This is a genomic window from Vagococcus sp. CY52-2, assembly GCF_022655055.1.
Lineage (GTDB): Bacteria > Bacillota > Bacilli > Lactobacillales > Vagococcaceae > Vagococcus.
Window position 1 is genome coordinate 1,981,475 of the sequence record NZ_CP093384.1, and the last position, 19,287, is coordinate 2,000,761.

Here is a 19,287-nt window from a genome sequence, read left to right on the forward strand (position 1 = left end):
CCTCTCAAACTTGATTGATTTAAATACAACTGTATTCTCTTCGTTTTAAAAAGAGGATCTTACCAACGATAGTGAGCAAATGCTCTGTTGGCTTCAGCCATTTTATGCACGTCTTCACGTTTTTTAACTGAAGAACCAGTGTTATTAGCTGCATCCATAATTTCTTTTGCTAAACGTTGTTCCATTGTGTGCTCCCCACGTAAACGTGAATAGTTAACAATCCAACGTAATCCTAAAGTTGAACGACGTTCTGGACGAACTTCAACCGGTACTTGATAGTTAGAACCACCAACACGGCGAGCTTTAACTTCAAGAACAGGCATAACATTTTCCATTGCTTGTTCGAAAACTTCTAATGGATCATTCCCTGTAGACTCTTTAATAATATCAAATGCATCATAAATAATGCTAGAAGCAACACCACGCTTACCGTCAACCATTACACGGTTGATTAAACGAGTCACTAATTTTGAGTTATAAATCGGATCTGGTAATACATCACGTTTTGCAACAGGACCTTTTCTTGGCATGTGTAACTCCTCCTTCCAAAAATTTTATTTAATCAATTTAATTATTTTTTAGGTTTTTTAGTACCATATTTAGAACGGCTTTGTTTACGATCAGTAACACCAGCAGTATCTAAAGCACCACGTACGATATGATAACGAACCCCTGGTAAATCTTTTACACGACCTCCACGGATTAAAACCACACTATGTTCTTGCAAGTTATGTCCAATACCTGGAATGTAAGCTGTCACTTCAATTAAGTTTGACAAACGAACACGAGCATATTTACGTAACGCAGAGTTAGGTTTTTTCGGTGTCATCGTACCCACACGTGTACAAACACCACGTTTTTGTGGAGAGTTCACGTTAGTTTGAGATTTTTTGAAACTATTATAGCTTTTACCTAAAGCAGGTGAGCCAGATTTAGTTGTTTTTGATTTACGAGATTTACGTACCAATTGATTAATTGTAGGCATGATAAAGTTCCTCCTTCCTTATAGAGCTTTTCTAGAGCCACACATCCAGGTGGTTCTTTTTCAAATTTAAAAAATTAATGCAAGAAATCCTGCATCGTAAAATAGGCTTTAATACAGTCGATACATTTAAAAAGACTTGTTCTCAAGCACCTTTGTAATATTAACACACTCTATTAATAAACGTCAATACTTTAATTTATAAAATTTAATTTTTTAGTGTATCTTTTTTTTAAGATAATGCTTACAATAAATTTATAGAATACTAGGAGGAATTTTTTATTATGAATCTTAAAAAATTAGTTGGCATTGAATCAGCAAATTATGTAAAAGACGGTATGATTGTCGGTCTTGGTACTGGATCAACAGCTTACTATATGGTAGAAGAAATTGGACGTCGTGTAAAAGAAGAAGGATTAAATATTACCGGGGTAACCACATCCAAAGCAACACAGGTACAAGCTTTAGCTTTGGATATTCCTTTAAAAAGTATCGATGAAGTAGACTACGTTGATTTAACGATTGATGGTGCTGATGAAATCTCTGATGACTTCCAAGGAATAAAAGGTGGGGGTGCTGCCCTTCTATTTGAAAAAATTGTCGGAACTTATTCAAAAGAAATCATTTGGATAGTTGATGAATCAAAAATGGTGAAACATTTAGGTACTTTTCCACTTCCTATTGAAGTGATTCCTTATGGAAGTGCTCAACTATTTAAAGTATTTAATGAAAATAAGTTAAATCCAATTTTACGTCTAACGGACGATGGTAATCCTTTGCTAACAGACAGTAAAAATTATATTATAGACTTACACCTAGAAAAAATTGAGAATCCTGGAGAATTAGCTGCTTGGCTAGATACTCAAGTTGGTATTGTTGAGCATGGCTTATTCTTAAATATGGTGAATCGAGTAATTGTTGGCACACAAAATGATGGGGTTAAAACAATCGACATTTCTAGATAATAACTTATATATACGAAGGGTAGATGAACCAGATGAAAACATTAGTTTTTATTCGACATGGACAAAGCGTATGGAACTCTCTTAACTTATTTACTGGATGGGTAGATGTTGATCTAAGTGAACAAGGAGTAAAAGAAGCTCAAGAAGCTGGTAGAAAAATAAAAGAAGCTGGTATTTTATTTGATGTTGCATATACATCATACTTAAAACGGGCTATAAAAACATCTCATTATGTTCTAGAAGAATCAGACCAACTCTCAACACCTGAATTTAAATCTTGGCGTTTAAATGAACGTCACTACGGTGCATTACAAGGATTAAACAAGGCTGAAACGGCTGAAAAATATGGGGTAGATCAGGTTCAACTGTGGAGACGCTCATATGATACACTACCTCCATTACTTGACCCAAGTAGTCCTGAGTCATCCACACACGATCCAAAATATCGTTACTTGGATAAACGAGCAATTCCAGAAGGAGAAAATTTAAAAGTAACACTTGAACGTGCCTTACCTTTTTGGAATGATCATATTGCTCCATCTTTATTGAAAGATGATGTCGTATTAGTTGCCGCACATGGTAACTCACTACGCGCTTTAGCAAAACACATTGAAAATATTTCTGATGACGATATCATGGCTCTAGAAATTCCAACCGGTCAACCTTTAGTTTACGAATTGAACGATGACCTAAGTGTCTCTAAGAAATATTATTTATAAACCAAAAACCCATCTAGCTTAGATGCTTGATGGGTTTCTTTTAATATTAAATAGTAATGAAATAATCAGTCCTACAAATGCAAAAATAATCCAACTTAAACCACTACTAAAAAATGGAATAGATTGTTCAGAAAAACTTAAAATAGATGTGATTAAATTATTTTGTTGCATCCACTCAGGCAATGCTCGAATTGCATCTAAAATAGATGAGATAACCGTAAATCCTATCACTATTTTATAACAATTTCTAATATTATCTGTCCACTTGCTTAACAATGATAATAAAATCAAAACCATTGCCAAAGGATAAATAAACATTAATACGGGAATAGATGCTGTAATAATCGCATTTAATCCTATATTAGAAATCATCAAGGCCATAAATAAACATCCCAATACAAATGATAAATAATGTCTATCAGAAAACATTTCTGAATAAGATTTACCAAATGAAGTTGCTAATCCAATAGCCGTTTTTAAACAGGCTACAATCACGATTAAACCTAATAAAATATTACCAGGTACACCTAAATAATAATCTGCCAATTGGGACAATGTTACACCACCATTTTTATTTAACGATAAAGTCCCTAAACTCATCGCTCCCATAATTGATAACAACGTATAAATAACACCCATAAGGACAATACCAAAAATTCCAGATTTCATTGTTTCAATGGCAATTCTTGATTTTTTTTGAATCCCAAATCCTTTAACACTTTCAATAATAATAGCCCCAAATGCTAATCCTGCCAAAGCATCTAATGTATTATATCCACCTAAAAATCCTTTTATAAAAGGAGTAGATTTATATGAAGCTTGCACGGAAGCATTTTCTATCGATCCCATAGGTTTTATAAAACTTACTAAAATGAGACAACTTAATAAAATTAAAAATAATGGCGTTAAATACTTTCCAATATAATCTAAAATTTTACTTGGTTTAAATGAAAATAATAAAACAAATGAAAAAAATATAGTACTAAAAATAAAAAGAGATAATGTTGATTTATCCTTAGGTATAAAATGAGCAAAAGACATTTCATATGAAGTTGTGGCTAACCTCGGCATTGCAAAGAATGGACCTATAATTAAATATAAAACAACAGTAAAAAAATAAGCAAAAGCCGAGGATACTTTACTCGCTAGTTCAAAAATTTTATTTGTCCCAGTCGCACCAAAAGATATAATAGCTAGAAAAGGAATTCCAATCGCTGATAATAAAAATCCATTATTTGCTAATAACACATTTTGACCCGCTTCTTGACCCATTTGAATCGGAAAAATTAAGTTACCTGCTCCAAAAAACAAACCAAACACCATCATTCCAATATATAACTTTTCCTTGTATGATAATTTTTCTTTCATATTAATTTAATTTCCTTTCCTTTATATTTTTGTATAAAAAAAAGCTTGAAATTGTATATACAATTTCAAGCTTATGACCCGTACGGGACTCGAACCCGTGTTACCGCCGTGAAAGGGCGGTGTCTTAACCGCTTGACCAACGGGCCTAATAAAAAAGCTATGGAGAAGGAGGGATTTGAACCCTCGCGCCAGTTACCCGACCTATACCCTTAGCAGGGGCACCTCTTCAGCCACTTGAGTACTTCTCCAAAAAATTTAAAACTAATGGGCCTAAATGGACTCGAACCATCGACCTCACGCTTATCAGGCGTGCGCTCTAACCAGCTGAGCTATAGGCCCTATTTAATTCTAAAGCGGGTGACGAGAATCGAACTCGCGACAACAGCTTGGAAGGCTGTAGTTTTACCACTAAACTACACCCGCTAATATAAAAGAACGGTCCCGACGGGAATCGAACCCGCGATCTCCTGCGTGACAGGCAGGCATGTTAACCCCTACACCACGGAACCTAATTGCGGAGACAGGATTTGAACCTGTGACCTTCGGGTTATGAGCCCGACGAGCTACCTAACTGCTCCACTCCGCGATATTAATAAGGAGGATAAGGGATTCGAACCCTTGCGTGCTTTTACACACCTGACGGTTTTCAAGACCGTTCCCTTCAGCCGGACTTGGGTAATCCTCCATAATAAAATATGACCCGTACGGGACTCGAACCCGTGTTACCGCCGTGAAAGGGCGGTGTCTTAACCGCTTGACCAACGGGCCAAAAATACTACTTAAAACTAATGGGCCTAAATGGACTCGAACCATCGACCTCACGCTTATCAGGCGTGCGCTCTAACCAGCTGAGCTATAGGCCCTATTTAATTCTAAAGCGGGTGACGAGAATCGAACTCGCGACAACAGCTTGGAAGGCTGTAGTTTTACCACTAAACTACACCCGCTAATATAAATGGCGCAAGACAGAATCGAACTGCCGACACACGGAGCTTCAATCCGTTGCTCTACCAACTGAGCTACTGCGCCATTAAATACGGTCCCGACGGGAATCGAACCCGCGATCTCCTGCGTGACAGGCAGGCATGTTAACCCCTACACCACGGAACCTAATTGCGGAGACAGGATTTGAACCTGTGACCTTCGGGTTATGAGCCCGACGAGCTACCTAACTGCTCCACTCCGCGATATTAATAAGGAGGATAAGGGATTCGAACCCTTGCGTGCTTTGACACACCTGACGGTTTTCAAGACCGTTCCCTTCAGCCGGACTTGGGTAATCCTCCATAATAAAAATAACTTTCAATGGACCTTGTAGGACTCGAACCTACGACCGCCCGGTTATGAGCCGGGAGCTCTAACCAACTGAGCTAAAGGTCCAAAGGTCGAAAATTTATCGCGGCGGAGGGGATCGAACCCCCGACCTCCCGGGTATGAACCGGACGCTCTAGCCAGCTGAGCTACACCGCGAAATAAACAATTACTATAAAATATAAGTAATTAAACGCGCCCAAGAGGAGTCGAACCCCTAACCTTCTGATCCGTAGTCAGACACTCTATCCAGTTGAGCTATGGGCGCTATTAATGATGCCGAGGACCGGAATCGAACCGGTACGGTGATCACTCACCGCAGGATTTTAAGTCCTGTGCGTCTGCCAGTTCCGCCACCCCGGCTAGAACTTATGAAAAGCGGAAGACGGGGTTCGAACCCGCGACCCCCACCTTGGCAAGGTGATGTTCTACCACTGAACTACTTCCGCTTATAGATGCCGGCTAAAGGACTTGAACCCTCGACCCTCTGATTACAAATCAGATGCTCTACCAACTGAGCTAAGCCGGCAAATATAAATGCGGGTGAAGGGACTTGAACCCCCACGCCGTTAAGCGCTAGATCCTAAATCTAGTGCGTCTGCCAATTCCGCCACACCCGCATATATGACCCGTACTGGGCTCGAACCAGTGACCCTCTGATTAAAAGTCAGATGCTCTACCAACTGAGCTAACGAGTCAAAAATGTATGGAGGTTAACGGGATCGAACCGCTGACCCCCTGCTTGTAAGGCAGGTGCTCTCCCAGCTGAGCTAAACCTCCATCAATACAAAAAGCACGGCAACGTCCTACTCTCACAAAGGGAAACCCTTCACTACCCTCGGCGCTAAGAAACTTAACTTCTGTGTTCGGCATGGTTACAGGTGTATCCTTCTTGCCATCGTCACCGCACTTATATGTTTTTTATTGAGTGATGATTCACTCAAAACTGGATGTTAAGTTAGTATCAATATAATGGTCCACCGCTATCTTGGTTAAGTCCTCGACCGATTAGTACTAGTCCGCTCCATACATCACTGTACTTCCACTTCTAGCCTATCTACCTGATCATCTTTCAGGGGTCTTACTTCCTTAAAGGAATGGGAAATCTCATCTTGAGGGGGGCTTCACGCTTAGATGCTTTCAGCGTTTATCCCGTCCATACATAGCTACCCAGCAATGCCCTTGGCAGAACAACTGGTACACCAGAGGTATGTCCATCCCGGTCCTCTCGTACTAAGGACAGCTCCTCTCAAATTTCCAACGCCCGCGACGGATAGGGACCGAACTGTCTCACGACGTTCTGAACCCAGCTCGCGTGCCGCTTTAATGGGCGAACAGCCCAACCCTTGGGACCGACTACAGCCCCAGGATGCGACGAGCCGACATCGAGGTGCCAAACCTCCCCGTCGATGTGAACTCTTGGGGAGATAAGCCTGTTATCCCCAGGGTAGCTTTTATCCGTTGAGCGATGGCCCTTCCATGCGGAACCACCGGATCACTAAGCCCGACTTTCGTCCCTGCTCGAGTTGTAACTCTCGCAGTCAAGCTCCCTTCTGCCTTTGCACTCTACGAATGATTTCCAACCATTCTGAGGGAACCTTTGGGCGCCTCCGTTACCTTTTGGGAGGCGACCGCCCCAGTCAAACTGTCCATCTGACACTGTCTCCCACCACGATAAGTGGTGCGGGTTAGAATGGTCATAACACAAGGGTAGTATCCCACCAGCGCCTCCATCGAAACTAGCGTTCCGATTTCTACGGCTCCTACCTATCCTGTACATGTGTTACAAACATTCAATATCAAACTACAGTAAAGCTCCATGGGGTCTTTCCGTCCTGTCGCGGGTAACCTGCATCTTCACAGGTACTAAAATTTCACCGAGTCTCTCGTTGAGACAGTGCCCAAATCGTTACGCCTTTCGTGCGGGTCGGAACTTACCCGACAAGGAATTTCGCTACCTTAGGACCGTTATAGTTACGGCCGCCGTTTACTGGGGCTTCAATTTTGAGCTTCGCTATTGCTAACCCATCCTCTTAACCTTCCAGCACCGGGCAGGCGTCAGCCCCTATACGTCATCTTTCGATTTTGCAGAGACCTGTGTTTTTGATAAACAGTCGCTTGGGCCTATTCACTGCGGCTGAACTTGCGTTCAGCACCCCTTCTCCCGAAGTTACGGGGTCATTTTGCCGAGTTCCTTAACGAGAGTTCTCTCGCTCACCTTAGGATTCTCTCCTCGACTACCTGTGTCGGTTTGCGGTACGGTCATTTGTTTCTAACTAGAAGCTTTTCTTGACAGTGTGACATTGAGACTTCGGTACTCTATTTCCCTACTCATCACAACTTGTTCTTAAAGATAAAAGCATTTGACTCTTATCAAAACTTGTTGCTTGAACGTGCACTTCCAGTCGCACGATCTCATAGCCTCCTGTGTCCCTCCATTGTTCAAACAAAACAAACGAGTACAGGAATCTCAACCTGTTGTCCTCGCCTACGCCTATCGGCCTCAGCTTAGGTCCCGACTAACCCTGGGAGGACGAGCCTTCCCCAGGAAACCTTAGTCATTCGGTGGACAGGATTCTCACCTGTCTTTCGCTACTCATACCGGCATTCTCACTTCTAAGCGCTCCACCAGTCCTTACGATCCAGCTTCAACGCCCTTAGAACGCTCTCCTACCATAGAACCAAAGGTTCTATCCACAGCTTCGGTAACATGTTTAGCCCCGGTACATTTTCGGCGCAAGGGCACTCGACTAGTGAGCTATTACGCACTCTTTAAATGGTGGCTGCTTCTGAGCCAACATCCTAGTTGTTTGTGCACCCTCACATCCTTTTCCACTTAACATGTATTTTGGGACCTTAGCTGGTGGTCTGGGCTGTTTCCCTTTCGACAATGGATCTTATCACTCACTGTCTGACTCCCGGATATAAATGAATGGCATTCGGAGTTTTATCTGAATTCGGTAACCCAAGACGGGCCCCTAGTCCAAACAGTGCTCTACCTCCATCATTCTCAAATCCGAGGCTAGCCCTAAAGCTATTTCGGAGAGAACCAGCTATCTCCAAGTTCGTTTGGAATTTCTCCGCTACCCACACCTCATCCCCGCACTTTTCAACGTACGTGGGTTCGGTCCTCCAGTGCGTTTTACCACACCTTCAACCTGGACATGGGTAGGTCACATGGTTTCGGGTCTACGACAACATACTCATTCGCCCTATTCAGACTCGCTTTCGCTACGGCTCCGCTTCTTCAGCTTAACCTCGCATGCTATCGTAACTCGCCGGTTCATTCTGCAAAAGGCACGCTATCACCCATTAACGGGCTCTAACTTCTTGTAAGCACACGGTTTCAGGTTCTATTTCACTCCCCTTCCGGGTGCTTTTCACCTTTCCTCACGGTACTGGTTCACTATCGGTCACTAGAGAGTATTTAGCCTTGGGAGATGGTCCTCCCGGATTCCGACGGAATTTCTCGTGTTCCGCCGTACTCAGGATACTCATAGGTGTGTTGTCAATTTCATCTACGGGGCTTTTACCCACTACGGCTGACCTTTCCAGATCGATTCGACTATCCACAACAGCTACCACAATTGAGTCCTACAACCCCAATAAGCAAGCTTATTGGTTTGGGCTGTTTCCGTTTCGCTCGCCGCTACTAAGGAAATCGATTTTTCTTTCTCTTCCTGCAGGTACTTAGATGTTTCAGTTCTCTGCGTCTACCTTCTAATAGCTATGTATTCACTACTAGATAATATCCTATAAAAGATACTGGGTTCCCCCATTCGGAAATCTCCGGATCATAGCTTACTTACAGCTCCCCGAAGCATATCGGTGTTAGTCCCGTCCTTCATCGGCTTCTAGTGCCAAGGCATCCACCGTGCGCCCTTATTCACTTAACCTTTTCTAACCTTACGGTTAGCTTTTTTTCATTAACTATTAACTAGCGATAGATAATAGTTAATACATTTCACAGTTCTTTAAAAGAAACTGTTCAACGCGGTGTTCTCGGTTTATGTTGATGTCTAACTTCAACTATCCAGTTTTCAATGAACAATCTATATGATGATTTCTCATCAATGGAGCCTAGCGGGATCGAACCGCTGACCTCCTGCGTGCAAGGCAGGCGCTCTCCCAGCTGAGCTAAGGCCCCTATTTAAGAGTAGACCTCTCAAAACTGAACAAAGTAAAACGTAATGTGTTTTCCGTAATTATCCTTAGAAAGGAGGTGATCCAGCCGCACCTTCCGATACGGCTACCTTGTTACGACTTCACCCCAATCATCTATCCCACCTTAGGCGGCTGGCTCCAAAAGGTTACCTCACCGACTTTGGGTGTTACAAACTCTCGTGGTGTGACGGGCGGTGTGTACAAGGCCCGGGAACGTATTCACCGTGGCATGCTGATCCACGATTACTAGCGATTCCGGCTTCATGTAGGCGAGTTGCAGCCTACAATCCGAACTGAGAACAGCTTTAAGAGATTAGCTAAACCTCGCGGTCTCGCAACTCATTGTACTGTCCATTGTAGCACGTGTGTAGCCCAGGTCATAAGGGGCATGATGATTTGACGTCATCCCCACCTTCCTCCGGTTTGTCACCGGCAGTCTCGCTAGAGTGCCCAACTAAATGATGGCAACTAACAATAAGGGTTGCGCTCGTTGCGGGACTTAACCCAACATCTCACGACACGAGCTGACGACAACCATGCACCACCTGTCACTTTGTCCCCGAAGGGAAAGCTCTATCTCTAGAGTGGTCAAAGGATGTCAAGACCTGGTAAGGTTCTTCGCGTTGCTTCGAATTAAACCACATGCTCCACCGCTTGTGCGGGCCCCCGTCAATTCCTTTGAGTTTCAGCCTTGCGGCCGTACTCCCCAGGCGGAGTGCTTAATGCGTTAACTGCAGCACTGAAGGGCGGAAACCCTCCAACACTTAGCACTCATCGTTTACGGCGTGGACTACCAGGGTATCTAATCCTGTTTGCTCCCCACGCTTTCGAGCCTCAGCGTCAGTTACAGACCAGAGAGTCGCCTTCGCCACTGGTGTTCCTCCATATATCTACGCATTTCACCGCTACACATGGAATTCCACTCTCCTCTTCTGCACTCAAGTCCTCCAGTTTCCAATGACCTTCCTCGGTTGAGCCGAGGGCTTTCACATCAGACTTAAAAGACCGCCTGCGCTCGCTTTACGCCCAATAAATCCGGACAACGCTTGCCACCTACGTATTACCGCGGCTGCTGGCACGTAGTTAGCCGTGGCTTTCTGGTTAGATACCGTCAAGGTGATAACAGTTACTCTATCACTTGTTCTTCTCTAACAACAGAGTTTTACGATCCGAAAACCTTCTTCACTCACGCGGCGTTGCTCGGTCAGACTTTCGTCCATTGCCGAAGATTCCCTACTGCTGCCTCCCGTAGGAGTCTGGGCCGTGTCTCAGTCCCAGTGTGGCCGATCACCCTCTCAGGTCGGCTATGCATCATGGTCTTGGTAGGCCGTTACCCCACCAACTAACTAATGCACCGCGGGCCCATCCACCAGTGACACCGAAGCGTCTTTCATACTTTCGCCATGCGGCAAAAGCAATTATGCGGTATTAGCACCTGTTTCCAAGTGTTATCCCCCTCTGGTGGGCAGGTTGCCCACGTGTTACTCACCCGTCCGCCACTCACTTCTTTTCGGTGGAGCAAGCTCCGGTGAAAAGAAGTGCGTTCGACTTGCATGTATTAGGCACGCCGCCAGCGTTCGTCCTGAGCCAGGATCAAACTCTCAATAAAAAGTTGATAACATCTTGCGATGTTTAGCTCATTTGTTTTAAAAACTTGCTAGCGAATTGTATTCACTAAATATGGTTTGTTTCTACATAGTAGAAACGCCCTACACATTTGGTTCGTCTTACTTTGTTCAGTTTTCAAAGGTCTAAACTTTGTTGTCGTAACAACTTTTATATCATAACAAGTTGTCATCTTATTGTCAACACTTTTTAATTTTTTTTGAGAAAAATCTCAAAATCGGGAAGACAGGATTCGAACCTGCGACCCCTTGGTCCCAAACCAAGTGCTCTACCAAGCTGAGCTACTTCCCGTATTAAATTAAACGCGCCCAAGAGGAGTCGAACCCCTAACCTTCTGATCCGTAGTCAGACACTCTATCCAGTTGAGCTATGGGCGCTATTAATGATGCCGAGGACCGGAATCGAACCGGTACGGTGATCACTCACCGCAGGATTTTAAGTCCTGTGCGTCTGCCAGTTCCGCCACCCCGGCTAGAACTTATGAAAAGCGGAAGACGGGGTTCGAACCCGCGACCCCCACCTTGGCAAGGTGATGTTCTACCACTGAACTACTTCCGCTTATAGATGCCGGCTAAAGGACTTGAACCCTCGACCCTCTGATTACAAATCAGATGCTCTACCAACTGAGCTAAGCCGGCATGTTCTATCAATACGAATTTTAAACAACAAAAAAATACTAACTTTCGTATTATGGCTTAATATAGTAATGACCCGTACTGGGCTCGAACCAGTGACCCTCTGATTAAAAGTCAGATGCTCTACCAACTGAGCTAACGAGTCAAAAATGTATGGAGGTTAACGGGATCGAACCGCTGACCCCCTGCTTGTAAGGCAGGTGCTCTCCCAGCTGAGCTAAACCTCCATCAATACAAAAAGCACGGCAACGTCCTACTCTCACAAAGGGAAACCCTTCACTACCCTCGGCGCTAAGAAGCTTAACTTCTGTGTTCGGCATGGTTACAGGTGTATCCTTCTTGCCATCGTCACCGCACTTATATGCTTTTTATTGAGTGATGATTCACTCAAAACTGGATGTTAAGTTAGTATCAATATAATTGTCCACCGTTATCTTGGTTAAGTCCTCGACCGATTAGTACTAGTCCGCTCCATACATCACTGTACTTCCACTTCTAGCCTATCTACCTGATCATCTTTCAGGGGTCTTACTTCCTTAAAGGAATGGGAAATCTCATCTTGAGGGGGGCTTCACGCTTAGATGCTTTCAGCGTTTATCCCGTCCATACATAGCTACCCAGCAATGCCCTTGGCAGAACAACTGGTACACCAGAGGTATGTCCATCCCGGTCCTCTCGTACTAAGGACAGCTCCTCTCAAATTTCCAACGCCCGCGACGGATAGGGACCGAACTGTCTCACGACGTTCTGAACCCAGCTCGCGTGCCGCTTTAATGGGCGAACAGCCCAACCCTTGGGACCGACTACAGCCCCAGGATGCGACGAGCCGACATCGAGGTGCCAAACCTCCCCGTCGATGTGAACTCTTGGGGGAGATAAGCCTGTTATCCCCAGGGTAGCTTTTATCCGTTGAGCGATGGCCCTTCCATGCGGAACCACCGGATCACTAAGCCCGACTTTCGTCCCTGCTCGAGTTGTAACTCTCGCAGTCAAGCTCCCTTCTGCCTTTGCACTCTACGAATGATTTCCAACCATTCTGAGGGAACCTTTGGGCGCCTCCGTTACCTTTTGGGAGGCGACCGCCCCAGTCAAACTGTCCATCTGACACTGTCTCCCACCACGATAAGTGGTGCGGGTTAGAATGGTCATAACACAAGGGTAGTATCCCACCAGCGCCTCCATCGAAACTAGCGTTCCGATTTCTACGGCTCCTACCTATCCTGTACATGTGTTACAAACATTCAATATCAAACTACAGTAAAGCTCCATGGGGTCTTTCCGTCCTGTCGCGGGTAACCTGCATCTTCACAGGTACTAAAATTTCACCGAGTCTCTCGTTGAGACAGTGCCCAAATCGTTACGCCTTTCGTGCGGGTCGGAACTTACCCGACAAGGAATTTCGCTACCTTAGGACCGTTATAGTTACGGCCGCCGTTTACTGGGGCTTCAATTTTGAGCTTCGCTATTGCTAACCCATCCTCTTAACCTTCCAGCACCGGGCAGGCGTCAGCCCCTATACGTCATCTTTCGATTTTGCAGAGACCTGTGTTTTTGATAAACAGTCGCTTGGGCCTATTCACTGCGGCTGAACTTGCGTTCAGCACCCCTTCTCCCGAAGTTACGGGGTCATTTTGCCGAGTTCCTTAACGAGAGTTCTCTCGCTCACCTTAGGATTCTCTCCTCGACTACCTGTGTCGGTTTGCGGTACGGGTCATTTGTTTCTAACTAGAAGCTTTTCTTGACAGTGTGACATTGAGACTTCGGTACTCTATTTCCCTACTCATCACAACTTGTTCTTAAAGATAAAAGCATTTGACTCTTATCAAAACTTGTTGCTTGAACGTGCACTTCCAGTCGCACGATCTCATAGCCTCCTGTGTCCCTCCATTGTTCAAACAAAACAAACGAGTACAGGAATCTCAACCTGTTGTCCATCGCCTACGCCTATCGGCCTCAGCTTAGGTCCCGACTAACCCTGGGAGGACGAGCCTTCCCCAGGAAACCTTAGTCATTCGGTGGACAGGATTCTCACCTGTCTTTCGCTACTCATACCGGCATTCTCACTTCTAAGCGCTCCACCAGTCCTTACGATCCAGCTTCAACGCCCTTAGAACGCTCTCCTACCATAGAACCAAAGGTTCTATCCACAGCTTCGGTAACATGTTTAGCCCCGGTACATTTTCGGCGCAAGGGCACTCGACTAGTGAGCTATTACGCACTCTTTAAATGGTGGCTGCTTCTGAGCCAACATCCTAGTTGTTTGTGCACCCTCACATCCTTTTCCACTTAACATGTATTTTGGGACCTTAGCTGGTGGTCTGGGCTGTTTCCCTTTCGACAATGGATCTTATCACTCACTGTCTGACTCCCGGATATAAATGAATGGCATTCGGAGTTTATCTGAATTCGGTAACCCAAGACGGGCCCCTAGTCCAAACAGTGCTCTACCTCCATCATTCTCAAATCCGAGGCTAGCCCTAAAGCTATTTCGGAGAGAACCAGCTATCTCCAAGTTCGTTTGGAATTTCTCCGCTACCCACACCTCATCCCCGCACTTTTCAACGTACGTGGGTTCGGTCCTCCAGTGCGTTTTACCACACCTTCAACCTGGACATGGGTAGGTCACATGGTTTCGGGTCTACGACAACATACTCATTCGCCCTATTCAAACTCGCTTTCGCTACGGCTCCGCTTCTTCAGCTTAACCTCGCATGCTATCGTAACTCGCCGGTTCATTCTGCAAAAGGCACGCTATCACCCATTAACGGGCTCTAACTTCTTGTAAGCACACGGTTTCAGGTTCTATTTCACTCCCCTTCCGGGGTGCTTTTCACCTTTCCCTCACGGTACTGGTTCACTATCGGTCACTAGAGAGTATTTAGCCTTGGGAGATGGTCCTCCCGGATTCCGACGGAATTTCTCGTGTTCCGCCGTACTCAGGATACTCATAGGTGTGTTGTCAATTTCATCTACGGGGCTTTTACCCGCTACGGCTGACCTTTCCAGATCGATTCGACTATCCACAACAGCTACCACAATTGAGTCCTACAACCCCAATAAGCAAGCTTATTGGTTTGGGCTGTTTCCGTTTCGCTCGCCGCTACTAAGGAAATCGATTTTTCTTTCTCTTCCTGCAGGTACTTAGATGTTTCAGTTCTCTGCGTCTACCTTCTAATAGCTATGTATTCACTACTAGATAATATCCTATAAAAGATACTGGGTTCCCCCATTCGGAAATCTCCGGATCATAGCTTACTTACAGCTCCCCGAAGCATATCGGTGTTAGTCCCGTCCTTCATCGGCTTCTAGTGCCAAGGCATCCACCGTGCGCCCTTATTCACTTAACCTTTTCTAACCTTACGGTTAGCTTTTTTTCATTAACTATTAACTAGCGATAGATAATAGTTAATACATTTCACAGTTCTTTAAAAGAAACTGTTCAACGCGGTGTTCTCGGTTTATGTTGATGTCTAACTTCAACTATCCAGTTTTCAATGAACAATCTATATGATGATTTCTCATCAATGGAGCCTAGCGGGATCGAACCGCTGACCTCCTGCGTGCAAGGCAGGCGCTCTCCCAGCTGAGCTAAGGCCCCTATTTAAGAGTAGACCTCTCAAAACTGAACAAAGTAAAACGTAATGTGTTTTCCGTAATTATCCTTAGAAAGGAGGTGATCCAGCCGCACCTTCCGATACGGCTACCTTGTTACGACTTCACCCCAATCATCTATCCCACCTTAGGCGGCTGGCTCCAAAAGGTTACCTCACCGACTTTGGGTGTTACAAACTCTCGTGGTGTGACGGGCGGTGTGTACAAGGCCCGGGAACGTATTCACCGTGGCATGCTGATCCACGATTACTAGCGATTCCGGCTTCATGTAGGCGAGTTGCAGCCTACAATCCGAACTGAGAACAGCTTTAAGAGATTAGCTAAACCTCGCGGTCTCGCAACTCATTGTACTGTCCATTGTAGCACGTGTGTAGCCCAGGTCATAAGGGGCATGATGATTTGACGTCATCCCCACCTTCCTCCGGTTTGTCACCGGCAGTCTCGCTAGAGTGCCCAACTAAATGATGGCAACTAACAATAAGGGTTGCGCTCGTTGCGGGACTTAACCCAACATCTCACGACACGAGCTGACGACAACCATGCACCACCTGTCACTTTGTCCCCGAAGGGAAAGCTCTATCTCTAGAGTGGTCAAAGGATGTCAAGACCTGGTAAGGTTCTTCGCGTTGCTTCGAATTAAACCACATGCTCCACCGCTTGTGCGGGCCCCCGTCAATTCCTTTGAGTTTCAGCCTTGCGGCCGTACTCCCCAGGCGGAGTGCTTAATGCGTTAACTGCAGCACTGAAGGGCGGAAACCCTCCAACACTTAGCACTCATCGTTTACGGCGTGGACTACCAGGGTATCTAATCCTGTTTGCTCCCCACGCTTTCGAGCCTCAGCGTCAGTTACAGACCAGAGAGTCGCCTTCGCCACTGGTGTTCCTCCATATATCTACGCATTTCACCGCTACACATGGAATTCCACTCTCCTCTTCTGCACTCAAGTCCTCCAGTTTCCAATGACCTTCCTCGGTTGAGCCGAGGGCTTTCACATCAGACTTAAAAGACCGCCTGCGCTCGCTTTACGCCCAATAAATCCGGACAACGCTTGCCACCTACGTATTACCGCGGCTGCTGGCACGTAGTTAGCCGTGGCTTTCTGGTTAGATACCGTCAAGGTGATAACAGTTACTCTATCACTTGTTCTTCTCTAACAACAGAGTTTTACGATCCGAAAACCTTCTTCACTCACGCGGCGTTGCTCGGTCAGACTTTCGTCCATTGCCGAAGATTCCCTACTGCTGCCTCCCGTAGGAGTCTGGGCCGTGTCTCAGTCCCAGTGTGGCCGATCACCCTCTCAGGTCGGCTATGCATCATGGTCTTGGTAGGCCGTTACCCCACCAACTAACTAATGCACCGCGGGCCCATCCACCAGTGACACCGAAGCGTCTTTCATACTTTCGCCATGCGGCAAAAGCAATTATGCGGTATTAGCACCTGTTTCCAAGTGTTATCCCCCTCTGGTGGGCAGGTTGCCCACGTGTTACTCACCCGTCCGCCACTCACTTCTTTTCGGTGGAGCAAGCTCCGGTGAAAAGAAGTGCGTTCGACTTGCATGTATTAGGCACGCCGCCAGCGTTCGTCCTGAGCCAGGATCAAACTCTCAATAAAAAGTTGATAACATCTTGCGATGTTTAGCTCATTTGTTTTAAAACTTGCTAGCGAATTGTATTCACTAAATATGGTTTGTTTCTACACAGTAGAAACGCCCTACACATTTGGTTCGTCTTACTTTGTTCAGTTTTCAAAGGTCTAAACTTTGTTGCCGTAACAACTTTTATATCATAACAAGTTTATAATAACTTGTCAACATTTTTTTAAAATTATTTTCATAATGATTTTCTGTTACCGATGCAACTTAATGATAATAACATGTCGATACATAATCGTCAACATTTTTTTATCTTTTTTGTTTGAGTTATTAATATAAATAACAATGAAATTAATATACTACTTATTTAAAAAAAAGTAAACATATTTTTAAACAATTTTTTATTTCAAATTATTTGGTACAATAATAATATATTTAATATATTAGGAGGAAATAACATGAAAATTCTAGTAGCAGATGATGATAAAGAAATTGTGGAACTATTAAGTATCTATATAAAGAATGAAGGTTATGATGTTATACAGGCCTATGATGGAAAGGAAGCTCTTAGCAAAATTATTACAAACCCTGATATAGACTTACTTATATTAGACATCATGATGCCAAAAATGGATGGATTAGAGGTCGTAAAAGAATTAAGAAAAGACTCACAAATCCCCATCATTATGTTAACTGCTAAAACAACTGATATGGATAAAATTCAAGGTTTAATTACTGGAGCTGATGATTATGTTACAAAACCTTTTAATCCTCTAGAAATTATGGCTCGTGTAAAATCACTATTAAGACGAACTAACATGCAAGTTCAAACAGATATACCAGACTTATTAGAAGTGGGTCCACTTATTATAAAAAAAGATTCTCACGAAGTTGAGACTGAGAAAGGAATAAAAATTCAATTAACTGCTTTAGAATTTGGTATTCTTTACTTACTTGCAAGTCATCCGAACCGTGTCTTTAGCGCTGAAGAAATTTTCGAGAGAGTTTGGCAACAGGAAAGTTTAGTTTCTGCTAAAACTGTTATGGTTCATGTAAGTCATTTACGTGACAAAATTGAAGAAGCGACTAATGGAGAAAAAGTTATTCAAACAGTTTGGGGGGTAGGATACAAAATTGAAGGGTGATGAAAAAAAGACACGTATTAAACTTACCTCAAAAGAAACCAGTGAGTTAATTATTGAGGGGATTATTACTGTCATCTTGCTTATTCTTCTTAATTTAGCCTTATTTATCTTAATTGATCAAATTGTGAATACATCGTTACCCATCGATCAATTTCTGTGGCACATTCAATACAATATATTTTATGATCCTCGTCCGCCCATGTTTTGGCAGCGCCCTTTAATTTTTATGATGATAGTTGCAGATATTATTGTATTATATTGGCGATTAATTAGGCGTTATAAGCAGATGCAACAACAACATATTATTAGTGAACTACACTATATATCAAACGGACATTACGATCACCGTATTCCATTTGAATTAAAAGGGGATTTAGGTAGGCTTATTACAAGTATAAATGCTTTGGTAGATAGTACAGTGGAAGCCCTAGAGGAAGAGCGTCGTATCGAACAGTCAAAAGATGAATTAATTACTAACGTTAGCCATGATATTAGAACACCGCTCACATCAATTATCGGATACCTTGGCCTAATTGAAGAAGGAAAATACAATAATAAAGAAGATTTATTGAAATACACACATACTGCTTATTTAAAATCTAGACAAATGAAAGTATTGGTTGATGATTTATTTGAATACACCAAAGTGAGACAATCAAATGTTCCACTAAATGCTATGACTTTTGATATGAACCAACTCATTGGCCAACTAACAGTTGATTACGAATTAGAAGCATCCAAAAAGGATCGTGTCATTGATTTTTTACCACAAGAAGATACCTTAATGATGAAGGGTGATACTGAAAAACTAGTACGTGTTTTTGATAATCTTCTGTCTAATGCACTCAAATACGGTGTGAATGGGACACAGATTATCATCACATCAGAAAAAATTGGTAATGAGGCGATTATCGTCGTTAAAAATGATGGTAAATCTATACCCCAAGAATCTTTAGATCATTTATTCGATCGTTTTTACCGAGTAGAAGAATCGAGATCTCAACAAACAGGAGGAACTGGACTTGGGTTGGCTATCGCTCAAAGTATTGTAGCACTGCATGGTGGCTATATTTATGCTACATCAAATAATAACTGGACATCATTTACCATACATTTACCATTAGAAACAACTAGTCATTCTTGATTTTTTTGTGCTCTTTAATAAAAT

7 protein-coding genes, 32 tRNA genes and 6 rRNA genes are annotated in these 19,287 nt (G+C 43.8%); 4 read left to right on the forward strand and 41 right to left on the reverse strand.

What is annotated here, in order from left to right:
• Positions 1-59 precede the first annotated feature (59 nt).
• Both rpsG and rpsL read right to left on the reverse strand, forming a co-directional pair.
• Positions 60-530, reverse strand: coding sequence for a 30S ribosomal protein S7 (rpsG, locus tag MN187_RS09595; RefSeq protein WP_071457770.1), 471 nt, complete (start codon positions 528-530; stop codon positions 60-62).
• Positions 531-571: 41 nt separating this feature from the next.
• A complete protein-coding gene (rpsL, locus tag MN187_RS09600) occupies positions 572-985 on the reverse strand; it encodes a 30S ribosomal protein S12 (protein WP_071457771.1) in 414 nt (137 codons plus the stop codon).
• 281 nt (positions 986-1,266) lie between these two features.
• Here rpsL and rpiA point away from each other — a divergent pair, with 281 nt between their 5' ends.
• Both rpiA and gpmA read left to right on the forward strand, forming a co-directional pair.
• Positions 1,267-1,947, forward strand: a complete 681-nt coding sequence (gene rpiA / locus MN187_RS09605; protein ID WP_117973960.1) for a ribose-5-phosphate isomerase RpiA — start codon at positions 1,267-1,269, stop codon at positions 1,945-1,947.
• A 32-nt stretch (positions 1,948-1,979) separates the two neighbouring features.
• Positions 1,980-2,666, forward strand: a complete 687-nt coding sequence (gene gpmA / locus MN187_RS09610; protein WP_117973962.1) for a 2,3-diphosphoglycerate-dependent phosphoglycerate mutase — start codon at positions 1,980-1,982, stop codon at positions 2,664-2,666.
• Between the two features lie 18 nt (positions 2,667-2,684).
• Here the strand turns inward: gpmA and brnQ are convergent, their stop codons facing one another.
• From brnQ to MN187_RS09805, 39 genes are all read right to left on the reverse strand, one after another.
• Positions 2,685-4,034, reverse strand: coding sequence for a branched-chain amino acid transport system II carrier protein (brnQ, locus tag MN187_RS09615; protein ID WP_117973964.1), 1,350 nt, complete (start codon positions 4,032-4,034; stop codon positions 2,685-2,687).
• Between the two features lie 74 nt (positions 4,035-4,108).
• A tRNA-Glu gene (locus tag MN187_RS09620) sits at positions 4,109-4,180 on the reverse strand.
• 14 nt (positions 4,181-4,194) lie between these two features.
• Positions 4,195-4,282: transfer RNA gene (locus MN187_RS09625), tRNA-Ser, on the reverse strand.
• Positions 4,283-4,299: 17 nt separating this feature from the next.
• Positions 4,300-4,373 (reverse strand) — tRNA-Ile (locus MN187_RS09630).
• A gap of 13 nt (positions 4,374-4,386) precedes the next feature.
• A tRNA-Gly gene (locus MN187_RS09635) sits at positions 4,387-4,457 on the reverse strand.
• A 13-nt stretch (positions 4,458-4,470) separates the two neighbouring features.
• Positions 4,471-4,543: transfer RNA gene (locus MN187_RS09640), tRNA-Asp, on the reverse strand.
• A gap of 3 nt (positions 4,544-4,546) precedes the next feature.
• A tRNA-Met gene (locus MN187_RS09645) sits at positions 4,547-4,620 on the reverse strand.
• A 9-nt stretch (positions 4,621-4,629) separates the two neighbouring features.
• A tRNA-Ser gene (locus MN187_RS09650) sits at positions 4,630-4,719 on the reverse strand.
• A gap of 11 nt (positions 4,720-4,730) precedes the next feature.
• A tRNA-Glu gene (locus MN187_RS09655) sits at positions 4,731-4,802 on the reverse strand.
• Positions 4,803-4,823: 21 nt separating this feature from the next.
• Positions 4,824-4,897 (reverse strand) — tRNA-Ile (locus MN187_RS09660).
• Between the two features lie 13 nt (positions 4,898-4,910).
• Positions 4,911-4,981: transfer RNA gene (locus tag MN187_RS09665), tRNA-Gly, on the reverse strand.
• A gap of 9 nt (positions 4,982-4,990) precedes the next feature.
• Positions 4,991-5,063 (reverse strand) — tRNA-Phe (locus tag MN187_RS09670).
• Positions 5,064-5,071: 8 nt separating this feature from the next.
• Positions 5,072-5,144, reverse strand: a tRNA-Asp gene (locus tag MN187_RS09675).
• Positions 5,145-5,147: 3 nt separating this feature from the next.
• Positions 5,148-5,221, reverse strand: a tRNA-Met gene (locus tag MN187_RS09680).
• Between the two features lie 9 nt (positions 5,222-5,230).
• Positions 5,231-5,320 (reverse strand) — tRNA-Ser (locus MN187_RS09685).
• A 20-nt stretch (positions 5,321-5,340) separates the two neighbouring features.
• A tRNA-Ile gene (locus tag MN187_RS09690) sits at positions 5,341-5,414 on the reverse strand.
• A gap of 16 nt (positions 5,415-5,430) precedes the next feature.
• Positions 5,431-5,504, reverse strand: a tRNA-Met gene (locus MN187_RS09695).
• A gap of 35 nt (positions 5,505-5,539) precedes the next feature.
• Positions 5,540-5,613: transfer RNA gene (locus MN187_RS09700), tRNA-Arg, on the reverse strand.
• A 9-nt stretch (positions 5,614-5,622) separates the two neighbouring features.
• Positions 5,623-5,708: transfer RNA gene (locus MN187_RS09705), tRNA-Leu, on the reverse strand.
• Between the two features lie 14 nt (positions 5,709-5,722).
• Positions 5,723-5,794: transfer RNA gene (locus tag MN187_RS09710), tRNA-Gly, on the reverse strand.
• Positions 5,795-5,801: 7 nt separating this feature from the next.
• Positions 5,802-5,874, reverse strand: a tRNA-Thr gene (locus MN187_RS09715).
• 9 nt (positions 5,875-5,883) lie between these two features.
• Positions 5,884-5,965: transfer RNA gene (locus tag MN187_RS09720), tRNA-Leu, on the reverse strand.
• Positions 5,966-5,970: 5 nt separating this feature from the next.
• Positions 5,971-6,043 (reverse strand) — tRNA-Lys (locus tag MN187_RS09725).
• 9 nt (positions 6,044-6,052) lie between these two features.
• A tRNA-Val gene (locus MN187_RS09730) sits at positions 6,053-6,125 on the reverse strand.
• A 13-nt stretch (positions 6,126-6,138) separates the two neighbouring features.
• Positions 6,139-6,254: ribosomal RNA gene (rrf, locus tag MN187_RS09735) — 5S ribosomal RNA — on the reverse strand.
• A gap of 79 nt (positions 6,255-6,333) precedes the next feature.
• Positions 6,334-9,241, reverse strand: a 23S ribosomal RNA gene (locus MN187_RS09740).
• A 178-nt stretch (positions 9,242-9,419) separates the two neighbouring features.
• A tRNA-Ala gene (locus MN187_RS09745) sits at positions 9,420-9,492 on the reverse strand.
• Positions 9,493-9,560: 68 nt separating this feature from the next.
• Positions 9,561-11,118, reverse strand: a 16S ribosomal RNA gene (locus MN187_RS09750).
• A 234-nt stretch (positions 11,119-11,352) separates the two neighbouring features.
• A tRNA-Pro gene (locus MN187_RS09755) sits at positions 11,353-11,426 on the reverse strand.
• Positions 11,427-11,438: 12 nt separating this feature from the next.
• Positions 11,439-11,512, reverse strand: a tRNA-Arg gene (locus MN187_RS09760).
• Positions 11,513-11,521: 9 nt separating this feature from the next.
• Positions 11,522-11,607 (reverse strand) — tRNA-Leu (locus MN187_RS09765).
• 14 nt (positions 11,608-11,621) lie between these two features.
• Positions 11,622-11,693: transfer RNA gene (locus MN187_RS09770), tRNA-Gly, on the reverse strand.
• A 7-nt stretch (positions 11,694-11,700) separates the two neighbouring features.
• A tRNA-Thr gene (locus MN187_RS09775) sits at positions 11,701-11,773 on the reverse strand.
• 69 nt (positions 11,774-11,842) lie between these two features.
• A tRNA-Lys gene (locus MN187_RS09780) sits at positions 11,843-11,915 on the reverse strand.
• A gap of 9 nt (positions 11,916-11,924) precedes the next feature.
• A tRNA-Val gene (locus MN187_RS09785) sits at positions 11,925-11,997 on the reverse strand.
• Positions 11,998-12,010: 13 nt separating this feature from the next.
• Positions 12,011-12,126 (reverse strand): 5S ribosomal RNA (rrf, locus tag MN187_RS09790).
• A gap of 79 nt (positions 12,127-12,205) precedes the next feature.
• Positions 12,206-15,117, reverse strand: a 23S ribosomal RNA gene (locus tag MN187_RS09795).
• Between the two features lie 178 nt (positions 15,118-15,295).
• A tRNA-Ala gene (locus MN187_RS09800) sits at positions 15,296-15,368 on the reverse strand.
• 68 nt (positions 15,369-15,436) lie between these two features.
• Positions 15,437-16,994: ribosomal RNA gene (locus MN187_RS09805) — 16S ribosomal RNA — on the reverse strand.
• Together the 16S, 23S and 5S rRNA genes with 32 tRNA genes alongside form the textbook arrangement of a ribosomal RNA operon.
• 438 nt (positions 16,995-17,432) lie before the next feature.
• Between MN187_RS09805 and croR the strand changes: the two genes are divergently transcribed.
• Positions 17,433-18,119 (forward strand): response regulator transcription factor CroR, encoded by a 687-nt coding sequence (gene croR / locus MN187_RS09810; protein ID WP_117973706.1) that lies wholly within the window; start codon positions 17,433-17,435, stop codon positions 18,117-18,119.
• Positions 18,109-19,263, forward strand: coding sequence for a sensor histidine kinase (locus MN187_RS09815; RefSeq protein ID WP_241699656.1), 1,155 nt, complete (start codon positions 18,109-18,111; stop codon positions 19,261-19,263). Before croR ends, MN187_RS09815 begins: the two co-directional genes overlap by 11 nt.
• The last annotated feature ends 24 nt before the right edge of the window (positions 19,264-19,287 follow it).

Bases quoted from the DNA above. Each gene is read 5' to 3' on its own strand.
- rpsG (WP_071457770.1), bottom strand. From the start codon at position 530: ATGCCAAGAAAAGGTCCTGTTGCAAAACGTGATGTATTACCAGATCCG.
- rpsL (WP_071457771.1), bottom strand. From the start codon at position 985: ATGCCTACAATTAATCAATTGGTACGTAAATCTCGTAAATCAAAAACA.
- rpiA (WP_117973960.1), top strand. From the start codon at position 1,267: ATGAATCTTAAAAAATTAGTTGGCATTGAATCAGCAAATTATGTAAAA.
- gpmA (WP_117973962.1), top strand. From the start codon at position 1,980: ATGAAAACATTAGTTTTTATTCGACATGGACAAAGCGTATGGAACTCT.
- brnQ (WP_117973964.1), bottom strand. From the start codon at position 4,034: ATGAAAGAAAAATTATCATACAAGGAAAAGTTATATATTGGAATGATG.
- croR (WP_117973706.1), top strand. From the start codon at position 17,433: ATGAAAATTCTAGTAGCAGATGATGATAAAGAAATTGTGGAACTATTA.